This window comes from Rickettsia typhi str. Wilmington, from assembly GCF_000008045.1.
Taxonomy (GTDB): Bacteria; Pseudomonadota; Alphaproteobacteria; order Rickettsiales; family Rickettsiaceae; genus Rickettsia; species Rickettsia typhi.
Window position 1 is genome coordinate 184,452 of sequence record NC_006142.1, and the last position, 18,392, is coordinate 202,843.

The window sequence follows — 18,392 nt, forward strand, 5'->3', positions numbered from 1 at the left end:
ATTATTCAACAACCTTTGGAGTGATAAAATATTTTACTTCTTTAGCAAGCCTAGCACTATTCCCGCTGACATTATCAAATAATTTGTTTGATAAATCAGAACTTGTTACGGTATCCTCACGCATTCTAGCATTCATATTCGAAACTGAAGTTAAAGGCTCTATATCTTTGCAATCTATTTCATTTAAAATATTGATCATATTCATAATAGTACTAAGCTGAGTAGAAAATTTTTCTACAATATCTTTTTCAAATTTTAATCTAGCTAATTTTGCTATTTTTTGTGCTTCTTCTTTTGTAATCATAGTTTTATTATTTTTACGTAAATAGTTTTCTGGTGTAATTCTGATATAATAATAACATGCTAATTGTAAATTAGTGGATACTATATGTATATAGTCTTTTTTATTTCATTAAGTCATACAAACTAATTAGTTTTCTAAAACTATTTTTTATCAAAACAGCCATTAAGTTTCTGTTTTATTTTTTAATTAAATATATCTTGTAGTTTATATTCATTTATATTTCTTCATATAATTTTAATTTGTCTACAACTTTATACTGATCTTAAAATTTTTCTAACTATTTTAGTAGTTTATTTTTTGATACTTACATAATTTAGTAATATTGGAAACCTGTATTTTTACTAATTCTAAGATAATTTTTTGAATTAAATAATTTTATTTTCGTTTTAGATTATTACATGCATTATACATTTACTTGATAGATGTAATTAATATTTTATATACAATACCGTTAAGCTATAGGTTGCGAAAGACCAATTTACTTAATAAAACTAAAATAAGTATCAAACAGTCATTATTTCGTGTTCTTTTTGTTTTATTGCTGAGTCAACTTTACTGCTATATTCATCAGTTAACTTTTGTACTTGTTCAGATAAGCTATGATACTCATCTTTTACAATAATATTATCCTTTTCTAACTTTTTTAGTTCTTCAATTCCATCTCTTCTAATATTACGTAATGAAATTTTAGTCTCCTCACCATATTTATGAGCAAGTTTTACAAATTCTTTACGTCTTTCTTCAGTTAAAGACGGTATCGGTAATCTGATTAATTGACCGTCTGTTGCATGCGTTAAGCCAAGATTCGCTATTGTAATTCCTTTTTCTACTGAAGATACCATAGATTTATCCCAAACCTGTACATTAATTGTCCGTGCATCTGGTGTTGAGAGAGAGGCAACTTGTGCAAGTGGAACTTTGCTCCCATAAGCTTCTACGGTTACGCTATCAAGAAAATTAACAGAAGCTCTACCGGTACGTAGTCCTTTCAGTTCATTACCGAGAACTTTGATAGCTTTTTCCATCTTCTCTTGTAAAATTTTCTTTAAATTATTTTTTTCCATCTTTATTGATCCATATCATTACTACAAAAATCAAATATATTGTTGTGTTGATTCAGAAGTATCATTGTGTCATTTTATGTGTATTGAGCAACAAATCCAGTATTATCTCATTACTTGAGCACAGTATCTAAAAAGTAATATACTCTCCACTAATACCAGAAATCAAGTCACAGAATTAGTGTTATATTATTCCTCAATTGTTGTATATTTGCCTTTATTTTGTATTACTCTAGCAATATTTCCATGTTCTTTTATCGAAAATACTCTTATAGGTAATTTATTCTCTCTTGCAACTGCAATAGCGGCCGTATCCATAACTTGCAGGTGATTAGTTATAACATCTTTATAGCTAATAGTGAAATATTTTTTAGCATTAGGATTTTTTTTAGGATCGGAATCATATACGCCATCTACCTGCGTTGCTTTTAATAAAATATCGCAATTCATTTCGATTGCACGAAGTACTGCAGCACTATCAGTCGTACAAAATGGGTTACCAGTGCCACCAGCAAAAATTACTACACGTTTTTTTTCCATATGTCTTTTAGCTTTACGTCTAATATAAGGTTCGCACACGCTCATCATAGGAATAGCTGAGAGAACTCTTGTATAAATACCTAGGCTTTCCATAACGTTTTGTAATGTTAAAGCATTTATTACTGTTGCAAGCATACCTATATAATCTGCGGAGGCTCGGTCCATACCTACGAGTGCTGCATTAATCCCACGGTAAATATTCCCGCCACCAACTACGATAGCAACTTCTAAGCCTAAATCAATGACTTCTTTAATATCTTCGGCAATCTTTTTTATTACCTCATATTCATGCCCAAATTGTTTGTTTCCCATTAAAGCTTCGCCTGAAACTTTAAGCAAAACTTTTTTATATTTTAGAGCATTAATATCTGATACCATTTTCATACTTTAAGCTGTTTTGATTTTTTTAATCATTTTGCCACTTTTGAGATTGGTAATTGATGATTTATTCAGTGCATGTACTAATAGCATATTATTATTTATATCAAGTGTTACTGTACCAGGTGTTAATGTAATTGAATTACTATAAATTACTACACCGATTCCTTGTAATTCTGATGCGTCAATCCATTCAAAAATCGGATCTATCTCTATCTTGTTTTGCCAAATTATTTGGATCACTAAGAAAGCTGATTTCCATATTTCTAATAATAACCAAAGAAAATATAATATAAATTTAATTTTAGTGAACATTAACATTTCCAGTTAATTCAATATTTGAAGTAAAAGGTATTAGTAGCATTATAAATATAAATAATAATCCTATCATATTAAATATATTATTTATTGCAATTACAAAAGCATCATTATTTAATTTGTCTGCTAATAACAAATATGCTCCTTGTTCAGGATTAAGAACTTTCCAGCTTAATAATTCAGTATAGTAATCTAGTTTTGTTAATGCCATTATGGAAGTATAAGATATATTTTCTGATAAATATTGCATAAAGATTTTAGTATCGTTACTAAGTATAGTACTAATTATTGCAAGTCCTACTGCTCCTCCTAAATTACGAGTAAGATTATAAAGTCCGCTAGCGTTAGCTATTTTTTCTTTGGGCATATTGCAAAGAGCTATATTATTAATTGGTATAAAACAAAACATTAAGGAAAACCCTCTAATAAATTGAGGAAGTACAAAGGCAGCAAATTTAGAATCAGTGGTTAGAAAACTATTCAAATGACATCCAAGTGCGAATCCTCCTAGTCCTATAGTAAGCATAAGGCGTGAATCGATACCTAGCCCTAACATTCTACCGGCGAGTGGTGCAGATAAAAATTGCGCTACGCCTGTTACCATCATAGTAGCACCGATTTGTAATGTATCATATTTAGCAATAGTAAAGAGAAATAGTGGTAATATATACACTGTCCCGTATAACCCGATACCCAAAATGAATGAATAGATGCAGCCAAAAGTAAAGTCTTTATAAAGGAATGTGTTTAAATCTAAAATTGGATTAATAAATGTTAATTCTCGAATAATTAATAAAATAAAACCTAAAGCTACTGTAATACTTAAGAATAATATTAGCTTATTGTCAAGCCAACCTGCTTTATTTCCTTCTTCTAAAACATACTGTAATAATCCAAGAGTTAAAGACATTAATAATATACCAAGAAAATCAAAATTTTTTAGTAATTGATAATTTGGTTTATCAAAATCCACATATAAGAATACTACCGTGCATACGAAAATACCTGGTATGACGTTTAATAAAAACATAAAATGCCATGATAAAATTTCTGTAATATATCCACCGAGCGTAGGTCCTAAAGTAGGGGCAACAGTTACGATCAGTCCAATTAAGATAGTAACGGTAGGACGTTGTGATGCAGGAAAAATGATAAAAACTGTACTAAAGACTAGCGGTATCATAGCACCTCCACAGAATCCTTGTAATGCCCTAAAGATAATCATAGATTCAATATTATTTGCAAGTGAACATAATACGCTCATCATAGTAAATCCTAAAGATGCAATAAAATAACAGATTCTGGTTGAAAGTAACCTTGCTAAAAATCCGGTAATAGGAATAATGATCACTTCAGCTATTAAGTACGATGTTTGAATCCAAGAAAGTTCATTGCTTGAAGCAGCAAGACCGGAAGCTATTACAGATAATGAGCTAGCAACAATTTGAATATCAAGTACTGACATAAACATCCCGACAATCATACCGAAAAAAGCCAATAGTTGCTTTTTAGAAAGTGGCAGTTTTTTCAAATCATTGTTTGGCATAAATTTACAAATTCAATATAAGTTAATAATAGTTAATAATTGATAGAAATAAATGTTTCAGACAAAAAATTGTTGTATAAATTTTCATTTTTAATTAAACTATTTATTCGGATAAACTCTAATATAAGGTAATCGTTTTATTTATATTTAGCAAATAATAACTATATAATTGATTTATCGTATGCAAAATCCAACGCAAAAGGTTATATCTTTTTCAGAGCATAAAGCTGATATAGAACGCATCAAGAAAGCAATAGAAGAGGGGTGGGCAATAGTAAAGTTAGTACCTAATAAAGATCGTTTCATTGGACTTCTAGAAAAGGTTTCGGATCATAAAGATGAAACAATTTATATTCCTCCAAGAAAAAAGATAATAGTGAAGTAATAAAAACAGTGAGTTATGACTGAATCTGATATCTATCCAGCTAGAATATAAGTATTATTATTTTTAATAGCATTTAAAATACTTGTTGTGTTCCTGCGCAATACACTTTAAAATCATAAAAACAATAAAAAATGCTAAGGTCAATGATATCTTCTACTCTCACCACGCCAAAAAGTATGCTCATTTACTATTGTTACTTTTAGATACCTTATTTTCGCTATCACCATATTAGAAATTGCTAAATATTCAGCGATTTAAGGCTTAAATAAGTATCTTTATATATTTTATTCACTTTCTTTTTTCCATATATGCAAACTTCTTTAAGGTCTCTTTAGTTTTATATAATATCATTTTTACTTTTTAAATTATTAAACAAATTAGTTATAATGTTAATTGTTTTGCTAAAGCTATAAGCTAAAATTCTTAAAGCTTTAAGTATTGAAACTGCTTGTATTAATTCTTCAGTATTATTTTTCATAATTTTCTAATGTCTTATATTCCATTTATTATATAATAGATCAAAAGAAAACTTTCTCATCTTTTGTACAAGATTCATTAAAACATAGTGGTTGTTAAACCATGCGTGATTAACTAATCTACCTTTTAGCGTACCTTTTCCAATTTAATTTGTGTTGAATTCTATCCTTGATAATGCTATTTTTTACAATAGCATCTCTTTATATTTTGATATGTTAATAAATTATATTATCACCATATCAAATATTACAGACCTAAACACCAACTCATTCCTGACTTATTACTAATACAAGAATTTTTTTAATCCGCTGCAGTGTTTTAGATAAAGGACTTTAATTAATGATTATGAAATATTATGATTAGTATATCATATTTAGTACGTATATAATAGTGATATGGTTTTATTGAAAAATGGTGCCAATGTGGGGATTTGAACCCCAGACCTACGCATTACGAATGCACCGCTCTACCAGCTGAGCTACATCGGCAAAGCTGAAATATTTTATTACTCTGAGAGTATATAAGTCATAAGTCAGGATACTATGTAATTTTATACAATCATTAAGGTTGTTTTACTTAACCCTTGCTTTTACAAGAGTAATATGAAGTTATGTGATGAAATTAGTATATTTATAAATGTGTCGAAAATCTTAAATGGAAATTCTGTGTATCATCGTACTGTTTCTTCTTAATTGGGAACCCCCAATCCATTCTAATCGGTGCAAAACGTGTTACCCAAATAAAGCCGAAACCAACTGAAGCTCTAAGCGATTTATCGTTATAAAAGCCGTTTGGAGTTTTATATTGTTTCTTATTTAGACCGACTCCCCAAACGCTGCCTAAATCTATAAAGACTGCACCTGTAAGATTAAATTCCTCAGGTGTAGGAGTAGGGAAATTAAGCTCTGTAGAAAATGTATAATATTTTTCACCACCAAGTCCTTCATTAGTGTTTTTTTCACGAGGCCCAACACCACCACTTGCAAAACCTCTTAAACTATAGTCACCTAAATTAAAACGATCTGAGATTCTAACAATTTTGCCGCCAAGACCTGCCATATCACCACCAGCAGCAGATAGTTTTAAAGTAACTTTGTTATGTATAAAAGATTTATAATATTTACATTCAATTTCATGTTTTATATATTTATTATCGCCTCCAATACCAGCAAATTCTTGTGTCCCGCTGACTAAATAACCATTTTTGGGAACAATTTTGTTATCAGTTTGATCATAAGTAATAGTATGTCCTATAGCAGAAGTAATTAATTTCCCCATTTGCTCATTTAAGAATATTGAGTTTGATGGTGATGGTGCACTTAAAATGTCACGTTTTATTAAATAATCTATTTCATGACTTAAATCCTCTTTCATATCATAACCAAGAGAGATTTTAACTCCTATAGAGTGTAATTTATAGCTTTGATCTGTTGTATTTAATACACTTGCACCACGTCCGGTATAATTTCGAAATGCATTAACGCTAAGTGATAAATCACGATCTAAAAAGTGTGGGTCAGTAATACATCCATAATAGCTTGTACTGTTTTTACTTACTTGCACACCAGCGTTCAGTAGTTTGCCGGTACCAACTAAATTACGCTCTAGAAAAGAAAACCGTCCGAATAAACCACCGGCAGTATTATATCCTAAATCAAAACCTATAGAAGAAGTTGATTTTTCATCAATTTCAACATTAACATCATATTTATCTTTAGCTTTAGTCTTAGCTAAGCTAATTGATACTTTTTCAAAATAATCTAAATTTCTAAGATTACGCTCACCTTTTTCAATATATGAACGGTTAATTACATCCCCTTCTTCTATTTTAAATGCTCTTCTTATAACATGGTCTTCAGTTTTAAGGTTATTAATAATATTAATTTTATTAATATAAACCTTATCGCCTTTCTCAATAATAAATTTAATATCTGCAGTATGATTATCATTTTTCTTTATCTCTGGATAAACGTTTACTGCAGAGTACCCATTCGCTGTAAAATATTCTCCGATTTTTTCAGCTATATCATCAACTTTCTTCATATTAAAGATTTTGCCTTGCTTAATATTAACAATTTTATTAAGATATTTCATATTTATATTAGTTAATTTATTATCTATTGTAACATTACCAAATCTATATTTTTCTCCCTCTTCAATAGAATAGGTGAGTGTAAAATATTCTTTAGTATCATTGAGTTCTACTGATGCTGAAATTACTCTAAAATCTGCAAAACCTACAGATTGATAAAATTCTCTCAGTAATTCTTTATCATACTCTACTCTATCAGGATCGTAAGTATCATTATTTTCTAAAAAACGAAACCAACGAGATTCTTTAGTTAAGACAATAGATTTTAGTTCTGAATCGCTATAATGTTCATTACCGCTAAAATAAATAGATTTAATACCGGTTTTTGGTCCTTCAGCTATATCAAAAATAACCTTCACTCTGTTGTTTTCTAGATTTTTGATTTTAGGTATGACTTTAGTAGAAAAACGTCCGCTACGTTTGTATATCTCTAATATTTTCTTTACATCTAATTCTATTTTAGCTTGACTCAAAGATTCACCAGACATTGTATAAATTTCTTTAGCGAGTATATTAGTTTTGATTTTAGAATTACCGCTAAATACTACACTACTTATAAAAGGCGTTTCAGTAACATTGACTATTAAATTACCATCATTTGTTATATACATATTTATATTTTTAAAAAGTGAAGTGGCATATAAACGTTTTATTGCTTCATCTTCTTTAGAATTATTGTAAGTTTCGCCTACATTAAACTTTAAATAGCTCTCAATAGTAGAACGTTCAATCCTATGATTACCTTTGATAGTTATTTTTCGAATTACATCGTCAGCGAATGAAATATGATAATAAAAAACCGTTAATAATAAAATTGTTAACTTACTAATTGATATGATTTTCACCTACTAAAACCTTCTTTAAGATTTAATTTTAATTGATCTGTTTAAATGCGATGTCTTTTTTTAGCATGGATTGCACATGAATATAGTCATAATGCGATTTACTCTCGTGATACAGTCTTTGTCTATATTGGAGCAAGTGATTGAGTCACGTTGTAATATGTGCATTCAAACATAATGAACGTACTCCACTATAGTAGATAATATCAATGAGAGCAAGCAAATCTGTAATTTAATAAAACAAATTTTTTATATCGTTGGAAATAGAGATTATAATAAGCAACATTATTATTGCTGCGCCTAATTGTAGTAAAATATTCCTAGTTTTAGGATTAGGTAATCTACCAGTGACTGCTTCATAGAGTATAAATATCAAATGTCCACCATCAAGCACTGGTATAGGTAGTAAGTTTAATAACCCTAAATTAATCGAAAGCATTGCTATAAATAATAAATACATTTGGGCTCCACTTGCTATAGATTTGCTTGACTCTTGAGCAATAGATATAGGCCCTCCTATCTCATCTAATGGACGTGTTCCTAAAATTATTTGTGATATTGCTTTTAGAGTTAAAGTAGAAATATCTATAGTAGTATTTATAGCTTCCCAAATTCCTCCGAAAAGCCCTATTTTAGTATGGATAGGTTCATTTTTAGCTATAATACCGATGCGAAAAGTTTTTTCCACTTTCTTTTTTGCTGGATGTGATATAATTATCTCTTGTGGCCTTATATTAACTGTAAATTTTACACTTTTTCTTGCTATAGTTAAAGTAGAAGAGCTAAAGCCGTTAATTAATATTTCTTTTTGTACATCCACAAAATCCTTAACATATTTATCATTAACCTTAACTATTTTATCGCCTTCTTTTAACCCAGCTCTTTCTGCTGGTGATGAAGCAACTACATCACCTATTATAGGAGGAATCTCTGTTTTACCAAAGTAACAATAAAAACTTGTAAATATTATTACGGCAAGCAAATAATTAATTAACGGACCTGCTGCAACTATTGCAAAACGTTCTAAACAAGATCTAGCATAAAAAGTTACTTTTTTATTCACTTCTGTTGTCTGATCAATCATTCTATGATCATAGCCATAAATCTTGACATAACCACCTAGCGGTATAAAGCAAAGCTTCCACCTAACGCCTTTTTTGTCTGTGATACCTATTAGTTCTTTACCAAAGCCTATTGCGAATTCCTCCACTTTTACATCAAGATATCGAGCAATACAATAATGACCAAATTCATGAATAAACACTAAGATACTGATGGTTATAATAAACCCAATTAGAGAGAGCATAAAAATTTTATAAGTTTACTAATAAATTATTTTAAGATATAAGTTGCAAGGTTATAGGTATAATTTAGTCATTATGATTGATATTGTTTTGTGAATTATTATATCATTCTTGATTTAATCACTGGCTCCAATCTTAATTTTTCTGGATACCTTGGTCAAGTTACGGTATGACATTGGATGTAATAGTTATTCACAATAACAAAAATTATAAATTTCTTTTATCTATGAGTACAAATAAAATTAATAAAAAGTCTATTGCACGTATTGCAGCAGTGCAAGCTCTTTATCAAAATATATTGCAAAATAACTATGATATGTATGATATTATGCAAAATATACTAGCTTGTTATCACAGTAATTCTATAGACTTACCTAAGAATTTTAAGATATCATTAAGTATAAGTCATTTTAAAATGCTGGTAAAGTCAGTATTTGAAAATATTAATAAATTAGACGAAATTATCGACAATCATTTAACAAATGATAAAGATCCTGTACATATGCCAATCTTACTCCGAGCTTTATTGCGTGTTAGTATATGTGAGTTATTATTTTGTTCTACTACTCCTGCTAAAGTAGTAATCAACGAATATACAGATATAGCAAATGATTTGTTAAATGAACACGAGATTGGTTTTGTAAATTCAATCTTAGACAAAATAGCTCAAGAAAATAATAAAATTTCATGACAAATAATTTAAGTGGTTATCGAAATAAAATCGTTAGAGTAAAAACTGCTAAAAAACGGCCAATCTCTTCTAGTAATTGGCTTAGGCGTCAATTAAATGATCCGTATGTTGCAAAAGCACGTCTTGAAGGCTTTAGGTCTCGAGCTGCTTATAAACTACTTGAAATCCATGACAAGTTTAGACTTTTTACTCCTAACATGAAAATTGTTGATTTAGGAGCAGCTCCTGGTGGATGGAGTCAAGTAGCCTCTAAGCTTATTAAAGCTTCAGATAATAACCTAAATAATAAAATAATTTCTATCGATTTATTGAAAATTGAACCTATTGTTGGAGTTGAGTTTTTACAAAAGGATTTTTTTGAAAAAGATACGGAAGAATTAATTATTCATGGTTTAGACGGTAAGGCGGATTTAGTAATGAGTGATATGGCATCTAATACAATAGGTCATAAAGCGACAGACCATATTAGAACCTTACTATTATGTGAACAAGCTTTTGAATTTGCTTTAAAAGTACTAAAACCATCTTGTCATTTTATTGCTAAAATTTTTCGTGGAGGTGCAGAAACAGCATTATTAAATAAAGTGAAACGTGAATTTAGGACTGTAAAACATTTTAAACCTGTCTCTAGCCGTAGCGAATCTACAGAAATTTATTTAGTTGCTCTCAATAAAAAATAATAGATTTCTTAATATCACTTGCTTCTTTTCTTCTATAGGTAATTTCTTAGTTACTCCTATTCTTACATCTTACTAACGTATTAAAGTATCCACATACTGGGTAAATGTTTTTGTGTTGCATTCTAACGCCTGCTTATTAGCAATGTTATGTAAGAAGTTTTATGAATATTGCAGCTCTAAAATGTGAAAGATGTGATTTATAAATGCTTAATATACTTTATAATAATTATATATCTGAGAGTATATTCTTGACTAGAATAATACATATTCACTAATAATAATGGCTCTGCTTTCAGTTTGAACTACTTAGATTATATAAATTAGAGTATTTTTAGCCTATTTTTGTATGCCTGATTCAGAAGTATCTCAGAATAATCTTAATATTCTCTTTCAAATCGACTTATTCTTCTTACTATTATTGTCTTAAAGACTTCAACTATCCAATTAATTCTTTGTTAACTTTTAATTGAGTAGAATTCGCAGCATAATATAAATATTGATATGTATGCTTTTGATGGTGATAGTTATATTTTGTAACTAAATTCTTATTTAGTAATATAATAGATTATGTTTTAACTTGTATTTTGGTATAGATAGCCAACCTTGCTGTTGGATTTATTATTTCCAGTTAAAGAAATTTTTGATAGTGCTTGCAATTATCTGTTTTGATGAATTGTTAGAAAAGAGATTAAATATGCAATTATTGCTCTCGCTAGTATTAACACTATATTCTATGGCTTAAATATTCCGATTTGCTAATTACTTCATTCACAAAATCCTGAAGTGGAGTGATTATGTCAATAGTGAATGGTGATCAGTAAGTCGTATAATAATCATATATTGAATTTTGCCGGAAATGCAATATACACTTTCCTAAGTTTCTATATAAATTCAAACATGTAAGTAGTCCGTTTTTCTAAGACCAAAATATATTAATTATTTATTGACATTTAATGTTTCTCTAGATTTAAAGATCTAAAATATTTAGATGCGAGGCCTAACCATATATAAACAAGTTTTTTATTGTTAATATGTTTAGAATCTTTACGTTTCAACATATCTACATTTTTAAAATCTATAACCATATAGCAACTATTTATCAATAATGATAAATATTACTGCCCAATTAGAGATACTTCTACTAAATCATCTTCTATATCCTGTTCCTTTAGGTTAGGGTCTTCTATACTTTCATGAGTTGTGTATGAAATACTATCAATAGTGTTAGTACAAAATTCCACTATATCTGAAATAGTATGAGCTCCACTGCGTACTAATCTAGTAATACTAAAAACAATATAATCTAACATAGAATTGGTATTAAATTAGCTACTTGTCCCACCGCGGCTATAGCACAAGATTGTTGCAAATCATTATATGCCCAATGAAATACATCTACTCCAATTATACTAGTATATTCATCATCAGTAATTCGATTGGTCTCAAGTAAATATACATCATTGCCAGTAGATGGAATAGCTTTAAGTTTTTGAGTATATTCGTTATTTTCTAATATTTGTTCTTCCCAATTTGCTATAGGTATAACAGTGCTATCTTGTAAGTCAGCAAAATGCTTCAGTTTATGATTATTTATTCCTTCAAACATTTTATTAATATTTAGATATTCTGCAACTTTATAAACTACAGAACCTGCAATGTTATATAAATATTCCCCCCATCCTACTGCTTTTGATGATTCTGAATTCTCATTATTTATTTTCGGTAGCACTAAGTTTATTTGACCTGCATGCTGATTGGTAGTATTAATAATATTAGGTTTTGCATTATATACCTCAGAATGTTTAGCTAGTTCTTCTATTGGAGTTATTACTTTTCCTGTAAATAAATCTTGATTTATAGCGTATTTAATTACTTCTTGTGAACCTGGGCTGTCAAATGTTACGGATTTATTAAAATTTAAATTACGAGAATGTAATTCTACTCCTGTTAAATCTGCAACTATTGCTCCAAGTGAATGGCCACTAGTATCAAAAGTATATTCTGTAGCTTTCTCAATTCCTCCTATTTTGGCAATTATTTTATCAACAAATTTTTGTGCTGTTTTTAATTTATTAGGAGCATAATGACAAGTTATTAGTGCATCATCCCATATGTCATTTATATCTGGTTTTGTCCCAGCACTAGCAATATGAATGTTTTTAGTATCCTTATTTATGAAGGCTACAGCTTTATAACCATATTGCGTTGTATTTAAACTATCACAAGAAGCAGCAAGTATTTCAAAGCCAGTACCTACTAAATTATTACCATCTGTCATTAATGCTGCTGCAAGATATTTACTTATATCATCTGTCTTATATGCAAGATTTACTCCTAAATGTGCAAATGATGTATTATTTATAGTATGTGTAGGAATTTCTGTTTTATTTACAAATTCAAACTTTTCCATATATCATTTAACCTATTATTATTTAATAATCATAAAATACGGTATTTAAAAATAAATGTCAAGCGTTAATTATTGATGCCACTTAATAATTAATTAGCTACTTATTTAATAACCTCTCTCGCTCTCTTTTCAAAAGCTACAATCATTTTTTTAGTTGCTATTGTAAAGTAACTACCGATTAATTTATCCAGTATTACGGATGTCATTTTAAAATCAATAAAGAATTTCAATTCAGTTCCTGTAGAGTGTGGAATAAATTGCCAAGTATTTTTTAAATATTCAAAAGGTCCTGAAATAGCTACTGTATCAATTAGATATATTCCATTATCTGTTATTTTATTGATAACTCGAGAATGATATTTTTCTGACAAGCCTTTTAATTGGATTACTAATTCTGAAATAACCTCTTGATTATTTTCTGAAATTATTCTAGCTGCAGCACACCAAGGTAAGAATTGAGGATAAGATTTTATATCCCAAACCAAATCAAACAATTTTTTTGGTTTATATGGTAGAATTTTAGTATGCTGAAATGATAACATCAAAAATCCGTGACTTTACCTTTATGTTGCCAGTCTCCATATCTTGTTGGTTCTAGACCTTTAATACCACCAATTTCTTTTTTTTTTGATAAATTTTCTTCTTCTACTATATTATTATTAACTTTTTGATCGTCCATAATTAAAACTCCTATGAAGGTGAAGAGTTGATATACCTAAATCAACTTGGAAATGATCAAAGAGTTTGTAAGCCTAGGAGTGTAAGGAGTTACTTAACACTTTAGTATCTATAGTACTTACAAAAACGATGTAGCAAATTTTAAGTTCATCCAAGTATATATGAAATATAATCGTATCTATATTAATAGTCATTTAGCAGAAAATAGCAAGATAGAATTAGTACGTGATAATGTTCATTATGTTAAAACGGTGCTACGTCTTAAAATCAATGATTCCTTACGTATCTTTAATGGTAGTGATGGAGAATTTTTAGCACACATTACTAAGATAGGTAAAAATAACATATCTGTTGTACTTACAGAACAGTTAAAAAAAGCTTATATAGAACCTGCGTTAACCCTTGCTGTTGCTATAATAAAATCAGATAAATTAATGCTTATAATAAATATGGCTACACAACTCGGTATAACTAAAATTATTCCATTAATTACTAGTCGGTGTCAATTTAAAACAGTAAATATAGAGCGTTTAATAAAATGTGTGATTGAGGCAACAGAACAATCAGAACGTCTTAATCCACCGATTATTGAACACGCTATTACACTAAAAGATTATCTTAAAAAGAATAATAATTTGATTTTATATGCTAATGAACATGAAAAAGTCAAAAATTCTATATTACGCATTTCGTCATTACTTGCTAATGATATAGCTATTATTATTGGACCGGAGGGAGGATTTACTAATGATGAGTTGGAACTTCTTGCCTTATACAAGAATACACAATCTATAAGTTTAGGAAGTAATATATTACGTACTGAAACAGCAGCAATAACTGTTATAGCACAGGTCAGGTTGTTACAATGTCAGATCGCGATTTGATTGCAGTATCAAGTTTTTTTATAGATCATGTGGTCAAGCAATCGCATGACACTGGTATTGATATAGCTTTATTTTACGTTTTCTATTCCAATTTTACAAAATATCTTACCTGAATACCAGAAAGAATGTACACCACAAAAGCCTATAATTATATAAAATATTGTAATAATAATTGGAAATGAGCTGAATAAAAGTGTAACTAAATTCAAATTAAATAACCCAACTAGACCCCAATTTATAGCTCCTATGGAAGATAACAAATTTATAGTAGTAATAAGCAGATTATTAGAAGTATTTATTAACATATTTAAGCTCCTTTGAATTAAGTGTAAAATAATCATTTCTCATTTTGAGCTATATGTCTACTAATTTTATTTATATTGTTAATCCTTCTTAAAAGTTTGATATATTACAGGTATAACAAAAATTGTAAATATAGTACCGATACTTAACCCACCAACTATTACAAAACCTATAGAATTACGAGCAGCAGCACCGGCGCCATCTGCAAAAACTAGAGGTAATGCTCCGACTATAGCAGTAATGGTAGTCATAAGAATCGGACGTAATCGCAGTTTTGAAGATTCTATTATAGCTTCTCGAACATTTACACCTTTTGCTCTTATCTGATTAGCAAATTCTACTATCATAATAGAATTCTTAGTAACTAATCCAATTAAAGTAATAAGTCCAATATTACTATACATATTAATACTATCACCAGTAATCAAGAGTGCAAGTACCCCGCCGGTTATTGAGAAAGGTACGGCGAGTAATATTAATAAAGGATCAGTAAAGCTTTCAAATTGAGCTGCAAGTACTAAATAGATAAATACAAGCGAAAATACAAATGTTATAAGTATATTATTGTCTATTTCTTCCATTTGTTTAATTTCTCCGATATATTCAATTATAGCATTATTAGGATCAAGTAACTGAGTGGCTATTTTATTGATTATGTTAATTGCATCATTAATTTTTACGTTAGGAGCAAGATCGGAAGAAATAGTAACAGATTTTGAATTATTATAATGATAATATGATTTGAATGATATTTTTTCCTTAATATTAGCTATTGATTCAAGCGGTAACATGTTATTATTTTTTGTTCTGATTAAAATTTTACTCAAATCACTAATATTTTGCCGATCTTTTTGATTAAATTGTAATATTACATCATATAAATTATTGCCCATTCTAAAAGCACCAATTTGTCGACCTGCCAGTAAATATTCTAATGTTTTACCTATATTCGCTAAATCCATTCCGTATAAGTAAGCCTTATCACGGTTTACTTCTATATTTATAGTAGGTATTGCTGATTGTAAATTTCTATTGACGTTTAAGAAAATGGGCTTTGTTTGCATTATATCAATAAATTGTTGCGATATTTTATCTAAATCCTCATATTCCAGGTTTGTTTGAATAGTAAATTCTATAGGACTACTTGCATTCATGCTAACCATTGAACGTGGATCCATGGCGAAAATCGACATACCAGGTATTTTAGAAAATTGCTTATTTAACATATTCTTAATAGTTTTTTGTGAGTGAGAACGTTCGCTCCAGTCTTTTAACTGAATGAATCCAAAAACATTTTCACTACCGCCTACACCTATTACCATCAGATAACCTAATATATCTTTATAATTAGCAAGGATTTGTTCTGCTTCTTTTACTACCTTAATAGAAAATTCTAAACTAGAACCTTCAGGCCCTTTGAGAAAAACTTGTAAAAATCCGTCATCTTCTTGTGGTACGAAAGTTTTGTTAGTAAATTTAAAACTAATAATCAATACTATACATGATGATAAAATAATGATGACAAATTTCTTTTTATTATCTAAAGCTAACTTTAGATAATAAATATATCTATTTTGAACAAATTGTAGAATATCATGAAATCTTACTAAAAATTTTGCAAAGTTTTTGTTATGTTTTGTAACAATATGACTTGACATCATAGGCGTTAAAGTGACAGCGACAAATCCTGAGAACAAAACGCAAAATGCTAAAGTCCAAGCAAATTCAATAAATAATTTCCCGATAAAGCCTTCAATAAAACCTATTGGTATAAACACTGCAGCAAGTGTAATAGTCATAGTGATTATTGCAAAGCCAATTTCTTTAGACGCAAGCATAGAAGCTTCTATGGGTTTATACCCCATTTCATTATATCTAAAAATGTTTTCAAGCATCACTATCGCATCATCGACGACTAAACCTATAGCAAGTATCATAGCAAGGAGTGTAAATACATTAATAGAAAATCCAAAAGCATACATTACGCTAAAAGTACCGATCAACGATACAGGAATTGTTACAAATGGAATTAAGCTAATTTTAGCAGAAGCAAGAAACAAATAAGTTACTAAAACTACCAATATTAACGCTTCAAACATTGTTTGAAATACCGCATAAATTGATGCCTTTAAAGGTTTCGCCCCATCATATGCTATACTAATGCTTATTCCTTTTGGTATTGAGTCTTTAATTCTTTCTAATTCTTTAGTTACTTCATTTGATAAATTGATGATATTAGCTTTTGATTCTTTTATAAGACCAAGAGCAATAGAGTTTTTGCCGTTATATCTAAAAATTATATCCTCATCAGGTGAAGTTAAAGATATTTTTGTTATATCTTGTAATTTTATGATACATCCATTTTGTTCTTTTATAATAATATTACCGAATTCTTCTGGTGTTGATAAAGAGCCTATAAGAGTTACTATAAAATTATTACTTTTTGTTTTAATCGTTCCTGCTGGATAATCTTTATTTTGCTCTTTTATTGCAGTTTCGATATCCAATAAAGAAATTTTATATTGATATAATTTTTTGAAATCTGGTTCTATCCTCATTATATATTTCCTACCGCCGTAAATTTGTGTTTTGCCTACACTTTCAAGTTTATCTAATGTGCTTTGTAAATTATTTGAGATGATCTGTGTTAATTCTAAATCGCTATATTGATCACTTTCAACACTTATGAAGAGGCTTGGAAAATTATCAGGATCAAGTTTCGCAACTGATGGTACTTTCATATCTTGTGGAAACATATAACTAATATCTGATATTTTAGAACGCACATCGTTTAATGCTACTTCAATATCTGTAGATAATCGAAATGACAAAGTAATACTACTTGAGCCGGTAGAACTTTGAGACGTTATATAATGTAAATTTTTAACAGTCTTTAAAACTTTTTCTATACGTGTCGTTATTTCTTGTTCCATATATAATGCATCTGCACCTTCATAATGTGCTTCAACATTTATAATGGGAACTGAAATATCCGGAGCACTTCTAATTTGTAGCTTGGTAAAAAAAATTCCTCCGAGAGCTACGATCATTAGACTCAAAACTGTAGCAAATACTGGACGCTTAATACAAATTGTAGACAATAACATTTGGATTTAATTTTTAAATTTTATTCTAAATTAATGCGAATAGTGCATTATTAATATGTTATTCACAACATTGAATATAAAGTAAGACGTTTTACATCTTTTAATTATATATAACTATATATTGTTGTTTTATTAAATATTTATATTTTTTACAGAATTAGTTTTTGATTATTTGCTGCAAATTAGAGTTGTAATAATGAATTTTTTGCTTTCATTACTTGATTAAGATAATGTGCGTAGTATTACTGATGTAAAATGGCTACATTTTTCTATAAATTAATATAATAACATATGTATTTTAAACTTTGTAAATAACTGGCATTTGCAGTATGTTGGTAGTTTGTTATAATTAACTCATATCGAAATATATTGATGTATATTTGCCAGCAGTT

17 protein-coding genes, 1 tRNA gene and 1 pseudogene are annotated in these 18,392 nt (G+C 29.0%); 4 read left to right on the forward strand and 15 right to left on the reverse strand.

From position 1 onward, the window contains the following. Position 1: 1 nt before the first annotated feature. From gatC to RT_RS00745, 5 genes are all read right to left on the reverse strand, one after another. Complete coding sequence (gene gatC, locus RT_RS00725) at positions 2-304, reverse strand: Asp-tRNA(Asn)/Glu-tRNA(Gln) amidotransferase subunit GatC (RefSeq protein WP_011190614.1); 303 nt, start codon at positions 302-304, stop codon at positions 2-4. A gap of 503 nt (positions 305-807) precedes the next feature. Continuing rightward, positions 808-1,368 carry a ribosome recycling factor gene (gene frr, locus RT_RS00730; RefSeq protein WP_011190615.1) on the reverse strand — a complete coding sequence of 187 codons (561 nt, stop codon included), beginning with the start codon at positions 1,366-1,368 and terminating at the stop codon, positions 808-810. Positions 1,369-1,554: 186 nt separating this feature from the next. After that, positions 1,555-2,283, reverse strand: a complete 729-nt coding sequence (gene pyrH, locus RT_RS00735; RefSeq protein WP_014419402.1) for a UMP kinase — start codon at positions 2,281-2,283, stop codon at positions 1,555-1,557. Positions 2,284-2,292: 9 nt separating this feature from the next. After that, complete coding sequence (locus RT_RS00740) at positions 2,293-2,604, reverse strand: monovalent cation/H+ antiporter subunit E (RefSeq protein WP_011190617.1); 312 nt, start codon at positions 2,602-2,604, stop codon at positions 2,293-2,295. Beyond that, entirely contained in the window at positions 2,588-4,147 is a 1,560-nt protein-coding gene (locus tag RT_RS00745) for a DHA2 family efflux MFS transporter permease subunit (protein WP_011190618.1), read from the reverse strand. Before RT_RS00745 ends, RT_RS00740 begins: the two co-directional genes overlap by 17 nt. Before the next feature lie 181 nt (positions 4,148-4,328). Here RT_RS00745 and RT_RS00750 point away from each other — a divergent pair, with 181 nt between their 5' ends. Then, entirely contained in the window at positions 4,329-4,532 is a 204-nt protein-coding gene (locus RT_RS00750; protein WP_011190619.1) for a DUF2674 domain-containing protein, read from the forward strand. A 337-nt stretch (positions 4,533-4,869) separates the two neighbouring features. On the opposite strand, the gene RT_RS04515 is transcribed toward RT_RS00750, so the two are convergent. The 4 genes from RT_RS04515 to rseP form a co-directional block, all read right to left on the reverse strand. Continuing rightward, positions 4,870-5,010, reverse strand: a complete 141-nt coding sequence (locus tag RT_RS04515; protein ID WP_011190620.1) for a hypothetical protein — start codon at positions 5,008-5,010, stop codon at positions 4,870-4,872. A 411-nt stretch (positions 5,011-5,421) separates the two neighbouring features. Continuing rightward, positions 5,422-5,497 (reverse strand) — tRNA-Thr (locus RT_RS00755). Between the two features lie 142 nt (positions 5,498-5,639). Further along, positions 5,640-7,946: an outer membrane protein assembly factor BamA gene (gene bamA, locus RT_RS00760; protein ID WP_011190621.1), complete on the reverse strand. Its 2,307-nt coding sequence runs from the start codon at positions 7,944-7,946 to the stop codon at positions 5,640-5,642. A 229-nt stretch (positions 7,947-8,175) separates the two neighbouring features. Then, the gene (rseP, locus tag RT_RS00765; protein ID WP_011190622.1) at positions 8,176-9,249 is read right to left on the reverse strand and encodes an RIP metalloprotease RseP; all 1,074 of its coding nucleotides are present in this window, start codon (positions 9,247-9,249) and stop codon (positions 8,176-8,178) included. A gap of 224 nt (positions 9,250-9,473) precedes the next feature. On the opposite strand from rseP, the gene nusB reads away from it, so the two are divergent. After that, on the forward strand, positions 9,474-9,938 hold the full coding sequence (nusB, locus tag RT_RS00770) for a transcription antitermination factor NusB (protein WP_014419403.1): 465 nt from the start codon (positions 9,474-9,476) through the stop codon (positions 9,936-9,938). Next, positions 9,935-10,618, forward strand: a complete 684-nt coding sequence (locus RT_RS00775; protein ID WP_011190624.1) for an RlmE family RNA methyltransferase — start codon at positions 9,935-9,937, stop codon at positions 10,616-10,618. The genes nusB and RT_RS00775 overlap by 4 nt, the downstream gene beginning before the upstream one ends. 1,115 nt (positions 10,619-11,733) lie before the next feature. Here the strand turns inward: RT_RS00775 and RT_RS00780 are convergent. From RT_RS00780 to RT_RS04575, 4 genes and pseudogenes are all read right to left on the reverse strand, one after another. After that, on the reverse strand, positions 11,734-11,928 hold the full coding sequence (locus RT_RS00780; RefSeq protein ID WP_011190627.1) for an RP165 family protein: 195 nt from the start codon (positions 11,926-11,928) through the stop codon (positions 11,734-11,736). Beyond that, a complete protein-coding gene (locus tag RT_RS00785) occupies positions 11,922-13,028 on the reverse strand; it encodes a hypothetical protein (protein WP_011190628.1) in 1,107 nt (368 codons plus the stop codon). Before RT_RS00785 ends, RT_RS00780 begins: the two co-directional genes overlap by 7 nt. 101 nt (positions 13,029-13,129) lie before the next feature. Then, complete coding sequence (locus tag RT_RS00790; protein ID WP_011190629.1) at positions 13,130-13,570, reverse strand: type II toxin-antitoxin system RatA family toxin; 441 nt, start codon at positions 13,568-13,570, stop codon at positions 13,130-13,132. After that, a pseudogene (locus RT_RS04575) lies at positions 13,570-13,807 on the reverse strand (DUF1674 domain-containing protein). The gene RT_RS00790 and the pseudogene RT_RS04575 overlap by 1 nt, the downstream one beginning before the upstream one ends. 60 nt (positions 13,808-13,867) lie before the next feature. On the opposite strand from RT_RS04575, the gene RT_RS00795 reads away from it, so the two are divergent. Continuing rightward, on the forward strand, positions 13,868-14,590 hold the full coding sequence (locus RT_RS00795; RefSeq protein ID WP_011190630.1) for a 16S rRNA (uracil(1498)-N(3))-methyltransferase: 723 nt from the start codon (positions 13,868-13,870) through the stop codon (positions 14,588-14,590). Between the two features lie 68 nt (positions 14,591-14,658). Here RT_RS00795 and RT_RS00800 read toward each other — a convergent pair whose 3' ends face one another. Continuing rightward, positions 14,659-14,895 (reverse strand): DUF378 domain-containing protein, encoded by a 237-nt coding sequence (locus RT_RS00800; RefSeq protein ID WP_014419405.1) that lies wholly within the window; start codon positions 14,893-14,895, stop codon positions 14,659-14,661. 78 nt (positions 14,896-14,973) lie between these two features. Beyond that, positions 14,974-18,000: an efflux RND transporter permease subunit gene (locus RT_RS00805; protein ID WP_011190632.1), complete on the reverse strand. Its 3,027-nt coding sequence runs from the start codon at positions 17,998-18,000 to the stop codon at positions 14,974-14,976. Positions 18,001-18,392: the final 392 nt, after the last annotated feature.